Origin of the sequence: Hymenobacter defluvii, from assembly GCF_017589435.1 — a bacterium.
Classification (GTDB): domain Bacteria; phylum Bacteroidota; class Bacteroidia; order Cytophagales; family Hymenobacteraceae; genus Hymenobacter; species Hymenobacter profundi.
Genome location: NZ_JAGETX010000001.1, coordinates 671214 through 690295 on the forward strand (window position 1 = coordinate 671214; position 19082 = coordinate 690295).

The 19082-nt window shown below is 58.8% G+C and carries 15 protein-coding genes; 8 read left to right on the forward strand and 7 right to left on the reverse strand.

Going from position 1 to position 19082, the window contains the following annotated elements; all coding sequences use genetic code 11:
• Window positions 1-55 precede the first annotated feature (55 nt).
• Complete coding sequence (locus J4D97_RS02660; protein WP_185283508.1) at window positions 56-742, reverse strand: response regulator transcription factor; 687 nt, start codon at window positions 740-742, stop codon at window positions 56-58.
• Window positions 743-1086: 344 nt separating this feature from the next.
• Between J4D97_RS02660 and J4D97_RS02665 the strand changes: the two genes are divergently transcribed.
• Window positions 1087-2502, forward strand: a complete 1416-nt coding sequence (locus J4D97_RS02665; protein WP_208306247.1) for a T9SS type A sorting domain-containing protein — start codon at window positions 1087-1089, stop codon at window positions 2500-2502.
• A 56-nt stretch (window positions 2503-2558) separates the two neighbouring features.
• Here J4D97_RS02665 and J4D97_RS02670 read toward each other — a convergent pair whose 3' ends face one another.
• The 5 genes from J4D97_RS02670 to J4D97_RS02690 form a co-directional block, all read right to left on the reverse strand.
• The gene (locus J4D97_RS02670; RefSeq protein WP_208306248.1) at window positions 2559-3692 is read right to left on the reverse strand and encodes an AI-2E family transporter; all 1134 of its coding nucleotides are present in this window, start codon (window positions 3690-3692) and stop codon (window positions 2559-2561) included.
• Between the two features lie 91 nt (window positions 3693-3783).
• Window positions 3784-4692, reverse strand: coding sequence for an NAD(P)/FAD-dependent oxidoreductase (locus J4D97_RS02675; RefSeq protein WP_208306249.1), 909 nt, complete (start codon window positions 4690-4692; stop codon window positions 3784-3786).
• A gap of 117 nt (window positions 4693-4809) precedes the next feature.
• Complete coding sequence (locus J4D97_RS02680; protein WP_208306250.1) at window positions 4810-6378, reverse strand: ABC transporter permease/substrate-binding protein; 1569 nt, start codon at window positions 6376-6378, stop codon at window positions 4810-4812.
• A gap of 108 nt (window positions 6379-6486) precedes the next feature.
• Window positions 6487-6888: a hypothetical protein gene (locus J4D97_RS02685; protein WP_208306251.1), complete on the reverse strand. Its 402-nt coding sequence runs from the start codon at window positions 6886-6888 to the stop codon at window positions 6487-6489.
• 208 nt (window positions 6889-7096) lie between these two features.
• The gene (locus J4D97_RS02690) at window positions 7097-8065 is read right to left on the reverse strand and encodes an ABC transporter ATP-binding protein (protein WP_347879318.1); all 969 of its coding nucleotides are present in this window, start codon (window positions 8063-8065) and stop codon (window positions 7097-7099) included.
• Between the two features lie 432 nt (window positions 8066-8497).
• On the opposite strand from J4D97_RS02690, the gene J4D97_RS02695 reads away from it, so the two are divergent.
• The 5 genes from J4D97_RS02695 to J4D97_RS02715 all read left to right on the forward strand — a co-directional run bounded on the left by J4D97_RS02695 (window position 8498) and on the right by J4D97_RS02715 (window position 15228).
• Window positions 8498-8923 carry a hypothetical protein gene (locus tag J4D97_RS02695; RefSeq protein WP_208306252.1) on the forward strand — a complete coding sequence of 142 codons (426 nt, stop codon included), beginning with the start codon at window positions 8498-8500 and terminating at the stop codon, window positions 8921-8923.
• A gap of 101 nt (window positions 8924-9024) precedes the next feature.
• Window positions 9025-11928, forward strand: coding sequence for a GEVED domain-containing protein (locus tag J4D97_RS02700; RefSeq protein ID WP_208306253.1), 2904 nt, complete (start codon window positions 9025-9027; stop codon window positions 11926-11928).
• A gap of 174 nt (window positions 11929-12102) precedes the next feature.
• Window positions 12103-13092, forward strand: a complete 990-nt coding sequence (locus tag J4D97_RS02705) for a DUF1028 domain-containing protein (protein WP_208306254.1) — start codon at window positions 12103-12105, stop codon at window positions 13090-13092.
• A 121-nt stretch (window positions 13093-13213) separates the two neighbouring features.
• Window positions 13214-13753, forward strand: a complete 540-nt coding sequence (locus J4D97_RS02710) for a phosphoglycerate mutase family protein (RefSeq protein ID WP_208306255.1) — start codon at window positions 13214-13216, stop codon at window positions 13751-13753.
• Between the two features lie 89 nt (window positions 13754-13842).
• Complete coding sequence (locus J4D97_RS02715) at window positions 13843-15228, forward strand: M20/M25/M40 family metallo-hydrolase (protein WP_208306256.1); 1386 nt, start codon at window positions 13843-13845, stop codon at window positions 15226-15228.
• A 197-nt stretch (window positions 15229-15425) separates the two neighbouring features.
• Here the strand turns inward: J4D97_RS02715 and J4D97_RS02720 are convergent, their stop codons facing one another.
• Complete coding sequence (locus tag J4D97_RS02720; protein ID WP_347879319.1) at window positions 15426-16211, reverse strand: OmpA family protein; 786 nt, start codon at window positions 16209-16211, stop codon at window positions 15426-15428.
• Between the two features lie 299 nt (window positions 16212-16510).
• Here J4D97_RS02720 and J4D97_RS02725 point away from each other — a divergent pair, with 299 nt between their 5' ends.
• A complete protein-coding gene (locus J4D97_RS02725) occupies window positions 16511-18274 on the forward strand; it encodes a S8 family serine peptidase (RefSeq protein ID WP_208306257.1) in 1764 nt (587 codons plus the stop codon).
• The gene (locus tag J4D97_RS02730; protein ID WP_208306258.1) at window positions 18271-18996 is read left to right on the forward strand and encodes a hypothetical protein; all 726 of its coding nucleotides are present in this window, start codon (window positions 18271-18273) and stop codon (window positions 18994-18996) included. The genes J4D97_RS02725 and J4D97_RS02730 overlap by 4 nt, the downstream gene beginning before the upstream one ends.
• The last annotated feature ends 86 nt before the right edge of the window (window positions 18997-19082 follow it).

A 19082-nucleotide genomic window follows, 5' to 3' on the forward strand; every position in this document is an offset into this window, starting at 1 on the left:
GCTCTCACGTGATAAGGTCCTTCGCTCTGCTCAGGATGACAGGGGTGTTTGACGTTTAATTTCCCTCCGTAATGCGGTAACCAATGCCGCGCACAGTTTCCAGGAAATCGGTGGGCGCAAACTGGCCGAGTTTTTTGCGGACGTTCTTGATGTGTACGTCGATGTAGTTGGAGTCGGAATCGTCTTCCAGCACGTTGCCCCACAGGTGTTCGCCTAGTTGCAGGCGCGTGAGCACGCGGTTTTTGTGTAGCAGCAGGTAGTGCAGCAAGTCAAACTCTTTTTTGGTGAGCGTCACCTCCTGGCCCTGGTAGTGCAGCGTGCGCCCCGTTACATCTAGGTGAAAGCCATTGCCGAAATCCACTTCCTGGCGCTTCAGCCCAAACTTACGCCGCGTGATGGCCTGCATCCGGCTCTGCAACTCCATGAGCGAGAAGGGCTTAGGAAGGTAGTCGTCGGCGCCCAGGTCGAGGCCTTTGATGCGGTCGTCGATGGCACCGCGGGCCGTGAGGATGATGAATGCGGCCTCCTGGTTTTCGTTCTCCTTGGCCTCACGCAGCAAGTCCAGGCCGTCGCCGTCGGGTAGGCCCAGGTCCAGCAGCACGAAATCGTAGCTATTCACGAAGATTTTCTCCGACGCCTCGGCATACGTGCGGGCCGAGTCGCAAATATACTGCGACTGCGTCAGGAACTGGCGCACCTCCTGGTGCAGGCTTTTTTCGTCTTCGACAATCAGTACATACATAAGCTAAAGGCAGACGAGTAAGGGGAAAAGTTCAGGGCAGCAACATACGCAAAGCCATCTGAAGGACAGGTGAAGTGCTGTACACTGCTGTTACCTACCGGTGAAACAGGTAGGACCAAATCTGGAAAAATTTACTGTTTCGACAAGACCCAGATTGAAAGGATAGTATAATGTTAGAAATATAACATTTTTTATATACATATAAATATTTGTCTCTATTACCTTTGTCCCAAATATGTACAACTCACTTCTCATTGAAAATGAATTTATGGTGACTTGTACTTCAGAGGGAATTCGAGGAGTAAGGTAAAGCAGCAATACTTTCGCACGAACCTATAGATTCGATGAATAAATTATTTACGCTGAGTATACTGTTGGGTAGTGTTTGTGTGACGCCAGCGTTGGCCCAAACAACGAGTATCAACTACGTAACGGAAATTGTAACATCTTACGGTGGCTATTGGCAGAGTGGGGTAGGCAGCATCAATCCTATAAAACCTGATAACTCCCACAACCTACTGTCGTTTACGGCGAATGGTGTGCGCTATTCTACGGGCGTCAACGACCAGCTACTACTAGATAAGGGCTTGGTGATTACGCCCACTCGCTTTCAGGCGCTGCCCGTTATAACCATTGGCACGCCCAACAGCAACACGAAAGTGGGGCTCGGTCAACTGTACGACGGCGTAGATAATGGTCCCAGCAACCCGCCCCCCAGCAAAGAGTTGGCTTCCTACCTTACCGATGGGCCAAATGGTCTGGATATCGGGACGGGCATTGCCAACCTGCCGGCCGGTAACATTGCCTTTGTAGTGCGCGATGTGCAGGCCGCTGCCCTAAACGATGGCGTACCGGATATTCTGGTTACGCAGATTGCCTCGCCAAATGCAAGTCTATCGGACACCTACGGCTTCTACGATGCCGCAGATGTGCTGATTGGCAATACGGTGGATGTTACGTATAATACAGATTTTCCGGCGGTAGGAAACTGGGTGGCTGACTTCTACGAAGCGTCTCAAACGCCTCGAACGCTGACATTAGGTTTTACGAAAACAGAACGGCCTATCCGGCTATGGAGCGCCGACCTCAGTAAGTTTGGCATTACGAAGGACAACTACAGTGCAATAGCCAGGTTTAAAATAAGGCTATCGGGTGATAGTGACGTGGCGTTTGTGGCGTATAATAGCCGGTCGGTGACGGTGTTGCCGGTGCAGCTCACGTCCTTTAGCGGCAGCGTGGAAACCAGTGGAGCAGTGCGTTTGCAGTGGCATACCGCCAGCGAGGTGAACTCTGCTGCTTTTGTGGTAGAAACGAGTATGGATGGCCAAACCTTTGTGCCGGTAGGGCGCGTGGCCGCCGCTGGCAACAAAACCACCGACACAAACTATTCTTATCTGCACCGCCCTACCGCAACGGGCGTGGTGTACTACCGCCTGCATCAGCTCGACCGCGACGGCACTGGTGCCTACTCCCCGGTAACGGCCGTGGCTCTACCGTCTGCGGAAGACCGGCAGGTGCAGGTGGCACCCAACCCTTTCCGTGAAACGCTACGGCTTCAACTGCCCGCTTTAGCTACTACCGGCCACGCCTGTCTGCTGGCCGCCGATGGGCGGCAGGTATACCAACACGTTTTCACGCCCGATGAGCTGGCCGAAGCGGCTTGCGTGCTGCGCAATGTGCCAGCTCTACAACCGGGCCTATACCTGCTGCAAGTGCTGGTAAACGGTCAGATAACGCAGCAGAAGCTGATAAAGCAATAGTGAATAAAGCGGACCATAGCCATACCGAAACCACAGAGAAGCGGTTTCAGTGGGGGCTACTTGTTTTCGTCCGTTGACTGGTGGTCACCTAGTGCATCCTTAATATAGAGTTCCTGAATCAGGGTCATGAACGTGACGAGGGTAGGCATGGCAATGATGGTACCCGGCAAGCCACCTAGCACGCCACCCAGCAGCGCCCCCAGCAGCACCAGCACCGGTGGTACCGATACGGTGCGCTGCTGCACCAGCGGCACCACCACGTAGCTTTCCACTTGCTGCACGCCCAGGTACACCAAGCCCACGTACAGCATCATTTCGGGGCCTTGCAGCACCGCCAGCAGCACCCCCGGTACGGCCGCCACAATAGGCCCAATGAAGGGAACGAAGTCCAGGATAAACGTCAATACTCCTAGCACCAGCGCCAACGGAATGCCTAGCAGCATTAGGCCCGCCCAGGTAAGAATGCCCACGGCCAGCATGGCAATAAACTGCCCGAGCAGCCACCCTTCCAACTGCTGTACCACGCAACCCACTACCTCGCGTGCCCGCTGCCGGCGGGCTATTGGAAATAAGCGTGTGAAGCCGTTCACGTACAGGTTAGGGTCGAGAGCCAGGAAGAAGCCCGCAATGAGCAGCACCACGGTATTGGCCACAATACCCAGGAAGCTGCCCACATACCCCGTCATCCGGCTGAGGTTGGGGGCCGAGGCATCGGAGCGCACCTTATCGATAATGTAGTGGCCCCATTGCGTCTCTTCCAGTTGGCTCTCAATTTTGTTGACGGCCGCCGGCAGATTAGACGACAGCGTGCTTGCCTGTTCAGATATGCGCGGCGCGGCTAGCATTACAAACCCAGTGATGAGTCCGATGAGCAGTAACAAAGCCAGCGTAACTGCTAACTTCTGCGGGATTTTGCTGGAAATCCGGCAAAATATACGGCCAATGGCCCGCAGCAACACCGCAAACAGCACCGATCCAAAGCTCAAGAGTAGGATGGAAATGCTGGCCCACAGAAACCACAACAGTAGCCCTACGCACAGCACCGTTCCTACCACAATCAGCACTCGCGTCATGAAGCCATCCGACTGCTGCTTCGGGTCAAATGGGCCTTTGGAAGCGTTGGAGTGAGTAGAAGGTGTGCGCGCCGCCGGTGACGCCGCCTGAAATGTATTGCGGATAAAATCGAGCATGTGGGTAGCCAGTGAGTATAGTACTGATACTGGCTCGGCTAAGTAAAGTTGACCAGCGCCCTCTTGCATCGCCTACCGCGAAGCAATAGCGTTAGAAGTCTGCTGCTATCAATTCCCGGTCTAGAGCACCACCTGTCATGCCACCCTGAGCGCTGGCAACGGATATCTGCCGCATCGGCGTAGTCAGGTCGCCCGCCGCAAATACGCCGGGCACCGTAGTAGCGCCCATCTCGTTGGTGCGCAGGTGCCCGTTCTCCGTGAGTTCGCAACCAAGTTGTGCATGAAAGTCAAGCGGCAGGGAAAAAGGTACGTGGGCAAACAAGGCCGTAAGCGGTACCTGCTCGTCGCTAGTCAGGCGCAGGTAGCGCAGCTGACCCGCCTCGTGCTCCAGCGCCGCCAAGGGTGTTTCGATAATGCGGACAGAATGGGCTTGCAACTGCTGGGTTTGCTCTGCGGTGAAGGTAGAAGGCCCATTCGTGAACACACGTAGATCAGCGGACCAATGCTGAATCATGCGGGCAAAATGAAACCCCATGTCGCCATTGCCGAGCACGCCCAGAGGTTGGCTGTGCACTTCGTAGCCGTGGCAATAGGGGCAGTGCAGTACCGAGATGCCCCAACAGTCAGCAAAGCCCGGCAGTGCGGGCATTTCATCGCGGATGCCCGTGGCAAGTAGTAGCTTACGTCCCCGGAAAGTCTGCCCATCCTCGGTGCTCAGGCTGAAATAGGGGCCGTCAGGGGTGATGTGCGTGACGGTGGCCGTGCGGAGCTGTACGGTGGTGTAGGGTAGGAGTTGCTCGCGGGCAATGGCAAGCAGCTGCTGGGGGGTAGCCCCGTCGCGGGTGAAAAAGCTGTGGGAGTGGGGCGTCTGCCGATTGGCCGGACTGCCAGCATCCAGTACCAGCACGCGGCGGCGTGAGCGGCCCAGCATCAGCGCGGCGCTGAGACCAGCTACGCTGCCACCAACAACCAGTGCATCAAAAAGCGTGTCAGAAGACATAACAAAAAGCAAGAAGGTAGAAGAATAACTAGACAACAAATATATGCAACAATGTTTCAATAAAGTAAAAAAAAGTACGTTTTCGCAAAGCTCCGCCTCCGCGAGCCGACAGTTTTTCTACTGCCGCAGGTAGGCGCCCAACTGCGAAATAGAGGCAATGCCTAAGTTGGCGGCCTGCTGGCGCCGCATCAACAGGGCATAGGCGTTGTTGAAGCCCAGCGGCGCCAGCCACTCCAAGTTGTAGCGCCGTCGGAAACCTTGTTGCACGTAGTCATACACGGCTTGCGGGTTGCCGCCAAGCGAGTCTAGCACGGCGGCGGAGGGTTGCAACAGTACCAATAAGCCCGTGCCCGTGTACTCCGGGTACAGATCGATTTCGCCGCGCCGCAGGGCCTCGAAACAAATACTGGTGCCGCCCAGGCCGGTCTTGGTAGCTACATTCAGATCAGTATTGGCTCGAATGAGGGCTGCGTACATTTCTACCAGAATAGTTTGCTCAGCAAAAATCTTGGCGCCCAGCGTGATGGTAGGGGCGCCGGCTGGGGTAGGGCGCGGTGCGGACCACAGACCGCGCTGCCGCAGGAAGGCTTCGGCCACAGCGCGGGGGGCTTTGTGCAGATAATCGACCTGATAATTCAGATCAGTCATCATCGAATCATTGATCTGCCCGGCCAGTCTGGCCAGCGCCGGCGCCAGTTGGGGGTAGGCGGCCAGTGCCTGCGGGCGCACCACCGGCGCGGCGTAGTAGGGCGGAAAGGCCTGCTTGTCGTCGTGCAACACGCGCAGATCGTAGGCTTTGATGCGGCCGTCGGTGGAGTAGCCATCGATGAGGTCTACCTCGCCGGCGCGGGCGGCTTCGTATACCAGCGCCGGGGCCAGAATGACGTTGCTGGGGTGCAAATCGTAGGTCGTGGCCAAGCCCGGTAGCCCATCGGCCCTACCCACAAACTCGGGACTGAAGCCGGCTCGTAGCCGTGCGCTGGCGCGGGGTATCAAGTAGAGGCCACCCAATAGCGGCAGCACCACCAACAGCGCCGTGCCTACCCGCGTGAGCTGGCGGGCACTCAGGCGCTGCACGCCCGCCAGTGCCACATCAAAGGCTACTGCCAGCCCAGCCGCCGGAATAGCGCCGGCCAGAATCATAACGGGGTTATTGAGGGCGATACCGCCGAAGATGAATTCGCCCAGACCACCCGCCGCCACGTAGGCCGCCAGCGTGGCTACGCCCACGTTAATCACCGTGGCCGTGCGGATGCCCGCAAACAAAACGGGTAGGGCAAGCGGCAGTTCCACGAGCCGCAGAATTTGCCAATTGGTGAGGCCCAGGCCGCGGGCGGCTTCTACCACACCGGCATCTACACCGCGCACGCCTTCCACCGTATTGCGCACAATGGGCAGCAACGAATACAGAAACAGCGCGAAGATGGCCGGCTCGTAGCCAATGCCCATCAGCGGAATCAAAAAGCCCAGCAGCGCAATACTCGGGATGGTTTGCAAGACACCTGCGAAGCCCAGCACCGGCCCTGCCCACCGCGGCCGCCGCGCCACCGCCAGCCCCACGGGCACCCCTACCAGCACGCCCAGCAGCAACGCCGCCGCCGTCAGGCCGATGTGCTGAATGGTCTGCTGACCAAGTTTAGCGGCTTGCTCGTGCCAGAAGGAGAAAAGGTCGGAGAGGGTTTGCACGGGGGCTGGTGTAGATGATTGGAGAAGCTAGGTAGGGTAGCGGATACAGCGTAGGAATCACGAATAATAGCCTCGTAGCAGAAGCAGCCCGGCATAGAAACGGCGACCTTATGCAGCGCGCAGGTCGGTTTCGTAGTAACAGTCCCAGTAGCCGTTGTCGAGCCGGTAGACGTTCACGCGATGGATAAGCCCCAGGCGCGGGTGCCGGGCTTTCACCTGGCCGCGCCAGACGATGGTATGCGCGGGCGCATCGGGGGTAGGCTGCACGGTTTGGCCCAGCGCATAGGCGAAAGGGCGCGGAGTCAGGCCGGGGTCGGTTTCCGGCAGGACTTCGAAGACGGAGCGGGTAGGCCGACTTTCAGGAGTGGCGTCGGGCACACTACAAGCTTCTTCGTGCCAGGCCAGCGGCTCCCCGCACGTGGCGCACAACGAGGCATCCAGATCGGAGGTGTGCGCGGGCGCTGGTTCTGTATCCAGCACTTGCATGGCGTCTGAGTCAGCTACGTGCATGACATCGGGTACAAATGTGGCGGTACTTTTCTTAAGGGTAGCCATACGGAATCAAGTACATTTTTTAGCTAAGGTACAGCGCACTAAATATTTTAGCAACCCGAAAGTCCGCCAATACACTGCGTGTAGCGGCCTGGGTTTACTAGCGCCGACTGTTAGGTAGGGGGCCACAACTGGCGCAACGTTGGGCGAAGCCGCGGTCCGAAGCTCAGGCTGCCGCCGCTGCCAATGCCCGCTCAAACCCCGCCATCAGCCCCGAAAGGTCTACTCGTTTGTTCGTCCCGCTGATGCCTACCTGGCTACCAGGCGCGCCGCTGAGCAGCTCCAGGGCTTCCTGCACCGAAGCAGTGGCGGGTAGGGTAGGAGCTTCTTCAGTGGCCGCGGGAACAGCCGGCAGAAAAGGCAGGACATCGGCCAAGCACAGCACGCGCAGCTGCAAGGCCAGCCGCTCGGCGGCAAAGAACTGGCGCACAAAGTCGTTGGCTGGGCGGAACAGTAGCTCCCGCGGCGTGTCCATCTGCTGAATCTGCCCACCATTCAGCAGCGCAATCCGGTCGGCCAACTCAAAGGCCTCCTGCACGTCGTGGGTCACGAGCACAATGGTTTTGCGGCGTAGCTCGTCCAACTCCCGGAAATCCTGCCGGATGGCGGCGCGGGTGATGGGGTCGAGGGCGCCGAAGGGCTCATCCATCAGCACAATGGGCGGATCGGCGGCTAGGGCCCGCGCAATGCCCACGCGTTGCTGTTGCCCACCCGAAAGCTGGCGCGGGTACTGCCCGGCGTACTGCGCGGGCGGCAGGTGCAGGCGCGTGAGCAATTCCTGGGTGCGTTGAGCAATCTGCTCCGGTTTGTGTTTCAGCAGCTTGGGCACCACGGCCACGTTCTCGGCTACGGTGTAGTGGGGCAGCAGCCCTACCTGCTGAATCACGTAGCCCAGGCTACGGCGCAGCTCGGCGGCATTTTCCTGCCGGATGTCGTGGCCGTTGATTTCAATGCTGCCGCTATCGGGCTCGATGAGGCGGTTGAGCATCTTGAGCAGCGTGGTTTTGCCGCAGCCGCTGGGGCCCAGCAGCACCAGCGTTTCGCCCGCGGCCAGGGCAAAGGAAATATCCTGCACCACGGCGCGGTCCTGGTAGCGTTTGGTCAGGTTGCGGACGTGGATAGCGGGGGTAGGCAAGAGAGTGATGAGAAGAAGGTAGGAGAGCTATGCTACAAAGCGTCAAGGTAAGCGAGAAGAAGGAAATTTTGTTTGCGGTCCACAGCATGCACCCGTCAGTGAAGATAGTTAGGATGCCTAGCCCTCACGTGTAGATAGCATAGGAGAGGAGCATTTTAATATTTCTGATTTCATATAAACATTCTAATTATATTTTGAATAGTAAGGTAATAGTTCTAGCATGCAGTCTATTTATGCCGCATCTATTCTGCTTCGCTGATGCTCCTATAGCTGCGCAGTAGCCAGTAGTTTATATCCAGAGGGTAGCCCATTAGCCTGCCTTCTGCCGGACGGATCAAGGATTAGGAGAGAATAAGAAATAGAGAAGCTGGTGCATGGTGCCTAGCCCTGTATAGTTTGTGAATAAGGTGATAGGGAGGTATGAAACTAATCATGACGCTGTCTATCGTGCAAGTGCTCGTTTTGGCCTTGCACTGCGTGGGGTGCGCGCAGGTGCAGCATCCAGAAAAGAGTAAGGCTTCGGCACTTACACTGGTAGGGGAGTGGACTGTTGTGGAGCAATCGGCTACTCCAGTGAGTATTGCTACGCTGTGTCAGGCTATCCGGCCGGGCTCCACTATCACGTTTGGTCCTGCTACCCTTGCTGTATACGCTACTGCCGGTAAGCCTTGTGCGGTGATGGACTATAAGGCTAATGGCCAGTTTCTCAGCTTTTCGCGGGAGGATATGGTCTGGCTCGCTACCTATGAGCTAACGGCGGAACGTTTGACCATACGTTCGCCCAACCTCTTTACGCCGGCGACTACCACGCCCGCAGGGCCAGGCTCAGAAATACAAGTTACGCTAACTAGAAAGTAAGCGCTGCCGCTCTCCGGCAGCGAAAGGGTACGCTGTGTCGTGCCGGCTCTTTCCCCACACTAAACCACACCATTCATCCTTTCCACTTCATTCTACATTCTATGAAAAACATCTACTGCGTATTGATTCTGCTCTTGTTTGGGGGGCTGTGGGTGCCGGCCTACGGTCAGAAACCGCTCTACTTGGGCAAATTGAAGGAAGTTGCCGCGCGATACAAAAAGCCCGTCCAGGCGGCGGTCAGCGCCAAGGGGGGAGGCGCAGCAGTGCGTCAGGCCCTACCCGAAGGTAAGGCGCTGGCGCTTACCCTCACGGCAAGTAAGCGGCAGGGAGCCGCCGAGTTGTTCTTCGGCGAAGTAGCCAGCACCAAGCACAGCACGTTCTACCTGAAGGTGTCGGACCGGGAGGCCACGGGCTCGGTAATACTGCGCGATGAAAAGAAATACTACCGCTTTTCCTCTACCGCCGACGGCTCGGTGTTTCTGACGGAAGAAGACATCGACAAAGTGCTGTGCGTGGGCTACCAAGACCGGGAGAACATCGCCCCTGCCACTCAATCGACTACCAGCGCAACGGTGGCAGCAGCCGTGCCAGCCCTAGAGAGCCTGCCGGGTGCCGGTGCCGTGCTGTACCTCGATTTTGACGGGCAGACGGTAACCAATACCCTCTGGAATTACAATTTCAACGACGGCAACCCCATTGAGGCAGCCCCCGCGACTCTGTCGGAACGGGAAATGATAGAGGTGTGGAAACTGGTTAGCGAGGACTACCGCCCCTTTGCCCTGAATGTAACCACGAGTGAAGCCGTGTTCAACCAGGCACCGGCCAACCAACGGATGCGGGTTATTTTCACGCCTACCACCAACTTCTACCCTGGGGCCGGGGGCGTAGCCTATATCGGGTCCTTCACCTGGGGTGGCACTAGCTACGGCGAAACGCCCTGCTGGGTCTTCAACGAAGGAGTGAAAGGGGCAGGCGAAGCCGGCTCGCACGAGGGCGGACACACCCTGTATCTGGGGCACGATGGCCGCACTACCCCCGCCGAAGGCTATTTTGCTGGTCAGCAGTCTTGGGCTCCTATCATGGGAGTGGGCTATTACGTGCCGGTGGCACAGTGGAGCAAGGGCGAGTATCCCTACGCCAACAATATGGAAGATGATCTGCTGAAAATCAGCACCATGAACGGCTTTGGCTACCGGGCCGATGACCACGGCAATACCCTCGCTGCGGCTACCCCACTGGTGGTAGGCTCAGGCGGGCTAGTGTCGGGGGCGGCCAACCAGGGCGTCATCTCCACCGCAACGGATGTAGATGTCTTCTCCATCAAACACGCCGGCGGCCCCTTGGCCCTCAGCGTCCGCCCCGATCCGGCGCATCCTAACCTGGACGTGCTGCTGACCCTACGCGACGCGGCCGGCACCGTAGTAGCCACGGCCGACCCGGCCACGCTTTCAGCCACCTTGGAGGGCACATGGCCAGCTGGCACCTACTACCTAACCATCGACGGCACGGTGGGAGCACTCGGGGCCAACTCCGACTATGCTTCCCTGGGGGCCTACTCCATTGCCACAAAAGACTACGAGCAACCGACGTACGCCGATGGTTGTACTAACTACGCAACGCTGATCAATAACTTCAGCTTCAGTACGTTGGCAAATGCCAATTCGGGTTGTGGAGGTGGTACGGCCAATGGCTACACCAACTACGCCCCCACTGGAACGCTCACCACTACCCTTACCCGCGGCGAAAGCTACGCCATGCAAATGCAGGCGGCCAACTACTCCATGTATTTTGGCGTGTGGATCGATTTCAACCAAGACAAGGATTTCGACGACGAAGGAGAGTTTGTGTATGCCTCGCCTACTTCTTCCACGTCTCCTTTCGCAACTACCATTGCTATTCCGGCCACAGCGCGCCTGGGCACCACGCGTATGCGGGTACGGAGCACGTATAGCCCTCAGATAACGAGCGGGCAGTCATCGTCGTCGATGACCTACGGTGAGGCAGAGGACTACACCATCACCATCCGAGCCAATGAAGCGCCCGTTGTTCGTCTCACGTCGCCGGCCCCTGGCGCCAGTTTCAGTGCGCCGGCCACCATCAGCCTCACAGCCGACGCCACCGACGCCGATGGCCGCGTAGCGAAGGTGGAATTCTTTGCAGGAACCACCAAGCTAGGGGAAGTGCTGACTGCTCCTTACACCTATACTTGGAGTGGGGTAGGAGCCGGCACCTACGCCCTCACGGCCGTCGCCACCGACGACAAAGGGCTGGCCGCTACCTCCGCGGTGGTGTCGGTAACGGTCAACGACAATGCCGTGGCCCAGGGCTGCGGGCTAGGCTACTGGAAAAACCACCCCGACCGGTGGGGGTGCTACACCCCCACTACCCTCTACCGGAATATATTTCAGTCAGCCCCCGCCGAACTCAAGACCAAAACGCTGCTGGAAGTGCTGAAGTCCGGCGGTGGTGGCAACTACAATCTGGGCCGGCAATCGGTAGCGGCGCTGCAAAATATTTGTAGCAGCACAGTAGGCTACGGCGCGCCCTACCGGGGCGATATGCAGAAGCTTATCAGCGATGTAAATGCGGCCTTCACGAGCAAGGATAAAAAAGCAGCAAACGCACTAGCGGATAAGCTCGAAAAACTCAACAGTGCCGGCTGTCCTCTGGATGGCAACTCTGCTAAGCTACTAGCCACCGCTACGAGCAGTGCCCAGCACCTCACGGATGAGGTAGGAGGCATGAATAAGCAGCTCAACATTTATCCAAACCCCTTCACGGAGGAAGCAGTCATTGAATTCCAGCAGGCCCAAACGCAAAATTACGTGCTCGAACTCTACGACGTAACCGGCCGGTTGCTCCAGCGCATTGCTGCTGGTACCGCCGAAGCCGGCAGGAACTATCAATTCCCGGTGGACAGCCGAAACCTGGCGGAAGGTATGTACCTGGTGCGGTTGACGACGGGCGAAACGGCTCAAAGTTTCCGCTTGCTGAAGGCGAAATAAGAGGCTACTGGGCACAGCAGTAACAGGTTGTCCTGCTGTGCCCGGAAGTTGGCAGGTACTGTAAGAAGACGCACATGCGGCTCTTTCATCGTGTTTCCATATGCCCGGAGACATGATGGGAGGGCCGTATGTGCGTCTTCTGCTTTATCTTGAAACCGACTTCACGCCATTCCTATGTTCAGCAAAACCATCCTGTGTTTTCTCGCCTTGCTTGCTAGCCGTTTCGCCACCGCGCAGGTATACTCCGTCACCGACCCGCTGGCGCACACGTTTTCCATCGTGGCCCGCGACCTGAAAACCGGCGATATGGCCGTGGCCGTGCAGAGCCACTGGTTTTCGGTGGGTACGTCCGTGAGTTGGGGCGAGGCCGGGGTAGGTGTGGTGGCGACGCAGTCTTTCACCAACAAATCCTTCGGGCCACGCGGGCTGGCCCTGCTCAAAAGCGGCAAAACCGCTCAGCAGGCGCTAGATGCGCTGCTGGCCGCCGACGAAAGCCGCGACGTGCGACAGGTTGCCATCCTCGACGCGAAGGGCAACGTAGCCACCCACACCGGCAAAAAGTGCATCGACGAGGCCGGCCACGTCAAGGGCAACCAGTTTTCGGTGCAGGCCAACATGATGCTCAATAATACGGTGCCCGCCGCCATGGCCAAGGCCTACGAGCAAAACGCCGCCCTACCCCTGGCCGAGCGCGTGCTAGCGGCCCTCGATGCCGCCCAGGCCGCCGGCGGCGACATCCGCGGGCGACAGTCGGCAGCACTGCTGATGGTGCGCGGCACCGCCACCGAAGGCCCCTGGGCCGACCGTCTCATCGACCTGCGCGTGGATGATGCCGCGGAGCCGCTCCAAGAACTGCGCCGCCTGCTAAACCTGCACCGCGCCTACGAACACATGAACGCCGGCGACCTGGCCGTAGAGAAAAACGATGTGCCCGGCGCCATCCGCGAGTATGAGGCCGCTGAGAAAATGTTTCCGCAGAACCTGGAAATGAAGTATTGGCACGCCATCAGCTTGGCTAACAAACAGCAAGTGCCCGCCGCGCTGGCCTTGTTGCGGCCTATTTTTCAGCAGGAACCCAACTGGCGCATCCTCACCGGGCGCCTACCCAAGGTAGGACTGCTCACGGTGAGCCCCGCTGAACTGAAGCAGATTATGAGCCTGTAGAAGCGACTTGCGGGCGCCCGTTCGCCTGCTTTGTTGCTGAGCGGGCCTCATTTTGGCAGTTGTCTATTCTAACTATCTCACCCTCACGGGCGGCTACCAGGCGCCCCTACTTCCACCCGCTATGCGCAACATTCTACTTCTCTTTTTCTCTTTTCTATTGCTCGCCGGTTGTGGTAGCACGCGCTCGGCCAACCCCGGCCAGGCCAGCGTTACCACGGTGTACATCGTGCGTCACGCCGAGAAAGACCCGGGTCCCAACCTGCCGGATCCGGCCCTGACACCAGCCGGCGAACAGCGCGCCGTGGCCCTACGCGAACTGCTGGAGCGCCGTCCCGTAACGGCCATTTTCACCACCGATACCCGCCGCACCCGCGGGACGGTGGCCCCGCTGGCCACCGCGCTACGGCTGCCGCCCATTGTGTACAACCCCCGCAACCAACGGGGCCTGGCCGAGCAAATCCGGCAGGAATACGCGGGCAAAACCGTGGTGGTAGTTGGGCACTCCAATACGATTTTGCCCTTGCTAAACGAGTTGCAGGTGACGCGCCCACTACAGGAAATAGCTGATAATGAGTATGATTATCTGTTTGAGGTGAAGCTGCCCCGCGCTGGTGGCCCCGGTACGGTGGCAGTGCAGCACTACGGCGCCGGGGCGAAATAAGGCGCTTTCGTTTCTTCCCCTGGGCAGGCTTTCTATATTGCGACTTCGTTCTGGTTGCTTTTCTGACTCTCTACCATACTCCTCTCTACATGCGCTTTCTCTCTCGCGGGGTAGCGGCCGTGGCCCTGGCGGCCCTGCTGGCTCCCGCTGCCCAGGCCCAGTCGGCCTCCAAAATCGACTCGCTGGCCATCCGCACTATTTACGACGAGGCCCTGCTGCGCGGGCAGAGCTACGAGAACCTGCGCCAGCTCACCAGCCAGGTAGGCGGGCGCCTCAGCGGCTCGCCGGAGGCGCAAAAAGCTGTGGAGTGGGGCAAAGCCGCCATGGAAAAAGCCGGCTTCGACCGCGTGTATTTGCAGGAAGTGATGGTGCCGCATTGGGTGCGCGGCGCCAAAGAGAAGGCCGAAGCCAAGGTCGGCAGCAAAGCCACCAAGTTCAACGTGTGCGCCTTGGGCGGCTCGGTAGCCACCAAGGGCAAGCTGAAAGCGGGCGTGGTGGAAGTGACCAGCTGGGACCAACTAGCCGCCCTACCCGACAACCAGGTGAAGGGCAAGTTCATCTTCTATAATCGCCCCATGAACCCTACCTTCATCGAGACGGGTAGGGCCTACGGCGACGCTGGCGACCAGCGCCGCCGCGGAGCCATCGAAGCGGCCAAGCGCGGCGCGGTGGGCGCCCTGGTGCGCAGCCTCTCCCTGGCCCACGACGACTACCCCCACACCGGCACCATGAGCTACGACGACAAGGTGACCAAAGTGCCCGCCGCCGCCCTCAGCACCAACGGCGCCGACCAGCTCAGCCAACTCCTCAAAGCCAATCCTACCCTCACCTTCGAGCTGGAAATGGCATGCCAGCAGCTACCCGAGGTGAAAAGCTACAACGTGGTAGGCGAGCTGAAAGGCTCAAAATATCCCGACGAAATCATCAGTGTAGGCGGCCACCTCGACTCTTGGGACTTGGCCCAAGGCGCCCACGACGACGGCACCGGCATTGTGCAAAGCATGGAAGTACTACGCCTGCTAAAAGCCACCGGCCTGCGCCCCGAGCGCACCGTGCGCGCCGTATTCTTTATGAATGAGGAAAACGGCACCCGCGGCGGCCTGAAATATGCCGAGCTTGCCAAAGCCGCCAACGAAAAGCACGTGGCCGCTATGGAATCGGACGGAGGTGGGTTTACGCCCCGCGGCTTCGGGGTAGAGGCAGACCCCGCCACGCTGGCCAAAATCCAGAGTTGGGCACCGTTGTTCGTGCCCTACCACAGCGAGGAAATCGGCCCCGGCCACGGCGGCACCGACATCGGCCCGCTGAAAGGCCAGGTGAAAGCCCTCATCGGTTACGATTGCGACGACCAGCGCTACTTCGACATCCACCACACCGCCGCCGACACCTTCGACAAGGTAAACCGCCGCGAGCTGGAAATGGGTGGTGCCAGCATGGCCGCCCTCATCTACCTCATCAGCAAATACGGGCTGTGAGAAGTGGTGAAGTGGTGAAATTTTGAGGTTGTACAGTGGTGAATAGCAAAGCGGCTGTCATCCTGAGCGGAGCGAAGGACCTTATCACGTTAGAACAAGTCGTTGTTACGCTTGTCGCTCTGACGTGATAAGGTCCTTCGCTCCGCTCAGGATGACAGCCGTATTTTTACTTCGCCACTGTACAACCTCACCACTTTCTAATTCTGCTCCAAGATCTGAAACAACTCGTCCAGTTTTGGGGTCAGAATGATGTCTGTGCGGCGGTTGAGTGCACGGTTTTGGGCCGAATTATTAGCTACAATCGGCAAATATTTCGAGCGGCCTGAGGGGGTTACCTGGTCGGGGTTGAGGCCGTTGGTAGTGAGCAGGCGGGTAATTTCCGTGGCGCGTAGCACGCTCAGGTCCCAGTTGTCTTGCATGCCGGCGGTGCCGCGGGCAATCGGCACATCGTCGGTGTGGCCTTCTACTAGTACGTTCACATCCTTGTTGCCTTGCAGCGCAGTTGCCAACTTTTTGAGGGCATCCTGACCTTTGGGGTCTACCTTGGTAGAGCCCGATTTGAACAGCAATTGCTCCGAAAGCGATACGTATACTTTGCCGTTTTTGAGCTGCACCTGCAAATCATTGGCGTTGAAGCCTAGCAGTGCGTCGGCTACGCGCTGCCGCAAATTTTGCACCCGCTCCTGCTGCTCGTCTAGCACGCGCTGTAGTTCCGCAATGCGGGCCTCACGCTCCTTGAGCTGCTGCTGCGTCATGCCCAGGTTCTCGTTGAGCTGACTTACCTGCTGGTTTTTGTTGAGCAGGCTGGAGCGCAATTCTTCTTCCGAACGCGTTTTTTCCTGAGCCAGCGCATCTTTTTCGGCCTGTAATTGCTCCCGCGAACGGGTCAATTCTTGGTTTTGCTGCTGAAGGGCAGCAATTTCTTTTTTGTTACATCCGGGGGCAATCAAGAGGGTGCCGCCCAGAAGAGCAGTCAATGCCACACGGGAAAGAGGAGAGGTCATGTATTTAAGATTCAGGGAATAAACAAAGTGATGGGCCGGCTACCGTTGGGCTTACCGGCGAACTGTGTTGTATACGCAAAAACTCTGGCCGGGATAATATATTGTGCTTTTCCGGGAAAGGTAAATTGCATAGAGCAGTTGGCCATCAGCAATAATAGTAGGAAAATTGAATATCTACAGATGCGCTAATCTTGACTGATGATGCACTAGTTCTTGGCCAACGGGTATGCCATTCGCGTTGTACCTTACGCCTCGTTTCGTTTTGGCTTTTGAACTTTGTGAGTAAACGCATTTACTTCTTGTGTTGCCAGTTGCTGTTGGGGATAGGTGTATGGCTACCTTCGACAGGAAAGGCGCAGGCACCTACCACCCGCTATTGGGTGCAGTTGCGCGACAAAAAAGGCGTTAATTTTAATCCTAAAGCCTATTTCGTCCCAGCGACACTAGCCCGACGTGTGCGCCAGCATCTGCCCGCGGCTGATAGCACCGACTACCCCGTACGCCCGGCCTATCTGCGCGCCCTCTCTGCCACTGCCGACTCGGTGACCTTGGTGAGCCGGTGGTTGAATGGGGTAGTGTGCCGGGCTACGCCAGCTCAGGCGCAGGTACTGCGCCGGTTGCCGGGCGTGCTCAGCGTGACGCTGTTGCCGGAACGTCAGCTACAACTAGCAGCGCACACCACAGCAGCGGAAGGAGCTTCTATGCAAATTTCGACCGTCAACCGCCAGTTGGCCCGTCGTCAGACGGAGAGTCTGGGCGCCGTGCAACTCCGCCGGGCCCACCTCAACGGCCGCGGCCTTCGCATTGCCATCTTCGACGCGGGCTTCAATGGGGTAGACAGCCACCCGGCGTTTGAGCATCTGCGCACCGAAAAGCGCATTGTGGCGACGTATGATTTTCTTAAACGTCAGCCCAACGTGTACCACGGAGCCAACCACGGCGGCGAGGTACTGTCCTGCGTGGCAGGCGCCCTACCCGATGGCAGCTACCTGGGCCTGGCCCCCGGTGCCGAGTTTCTGCTGGCCCGCACCGAGCAGATGTTTCGGGAGCGATATGCCGAGGAAGAAGCCTGGCTGGCCGCCGCCGAGTGGGCCGACCGCCAAGGCGTCGATATTATCAACTCCTCTTTAGGGTACACCAACCGCCGCTACTTTCCCGAGCAGATGAACGGCCGCATCAGCCTAATTGCCCGCGCGGCCGAAATGGCGGCGCGCAAAGGCATCTTGGTGGTGAATGCCGCCGGCAACGACGGTGAGGACGAAGAGTGGCACACCATCGGTACGCCCGCCGACGGCGACTCGGTGCTGACCGTCGGAGGACTCGACCCTGATACGTACCTGCACAGCGACTTTAGCAGCTATGGCCCCGGCGCCGGCCGGCGGCTGAAGCCCAACGTGGTGGCTTTCGGCACAGCCCTGGTGGCCGCACCCGGTGGGTATGAGCGCATTGAGGGAACCTCGTTTGCCAGTCCGCTGATGGTAGGGCTGGCGGCGTGTGTATGGCAGCAACAGCGTCAGCTCACGGCAATGGAGGTGTTTCGAAAGTTGGAAAAGGCAGGGGAATTATATCCGTATTATGACTACGCCCACGGCTACGGCCGTCCGCAAATTGCGTCTCTGCTGGCGCCGTCTGGCGTAGCGGCAACCCCGGCGCCTACCTTCGATTTTGTGCGACACGATTCGGTGGTGGCCGTTGTCATTCGGGTGGCTGCGGCAACGGTGCCCGCGCGCACGCTACCGCTCTACGCCGATTCGGTGCGGGCCGTGACGCCGGCCGCGCGCCCCAACGAAGTGCCCGCTCTGGGGAAGGAATCGACCGTGCCTCCCCCCGAGACACCCGCCGAAGAGGAACCCGTGCTTCAGGAGCCGCCGCGCTACCTCTACTGGCACATTGCCAACCGCCAGGGCGTGCTGCGCCGCTACGAGGTGCGCGATGTGACTCAGCGGGCCGTGCTGGAAGTGCCCCGGCGCCTGCTCCAGCCCGGCGACATGCTACGCGTGCACTACCGGGGCTTCACGCAAACCTACACTGCTGCGCCATGATGCTGGTACTGAAACGAATAGGCTTGCTGGGGTTGCTGCTGGCCTGGTGGCTACCCGTCGCCCAGGCACAACGAATACTACTGTGCGCCAATGTCGCCAACGATACTACCTACGAGAACTATGGCCCCAACCGGGCTTTTTACAATCATTTTTACTTCGGCTACGCGGCCGTGGTGGGGCCCTCGGCCAGTACGGGGGCAGAGCTGGAATATGGCCGCTCGGCGGACATCTTTGTGGGTCTGCGCAACAAGTGGCGCCTAAACCAAACGCTGTCCTTAGGCGCCGATCTGCGCTACGACCGCCTGGCGTACTACCTGCGTCAGAACGACCAGAAAGTGCTGCCCACTTCTGCGCAGCACCACACAGAGTATCTGGCGCTGCACCAGGCGCAGGCCCACGGCTTTGTGCGCATCAACTACGGCCGACGCGGCAACGCCATTGGGCGCTACGTGGACCTACTGGGCTGGGGCGGCTGGGTAATGGGTAGCACGCACTTCTACGAGGACCGCCCCGGCCCGAATGGAGCCCGCAAGCAGCGCATATCCGAGCGGGGGCTGAGCTATGTGCGGCGCTGGCCGTACGGCGTAGGTGCCCGCGCCGGCATCGGGCGCTTTGCGCTGGTAGGCCGCTACCGCCTGGCCGATACCTTCACTTCCAGTGCCCAAACGCGCTACCCCGAGCTACCCCGCTGGACGCTTGGGCTGGAGTTGAGCTGGTTGTAAGAACGCGTCGGGCGTGTGACCCTGACATTACCTGATGCGTATAAGAAAGGCAGAAAAGAACGCGCCCGCCTGTTAATTCTGGTATA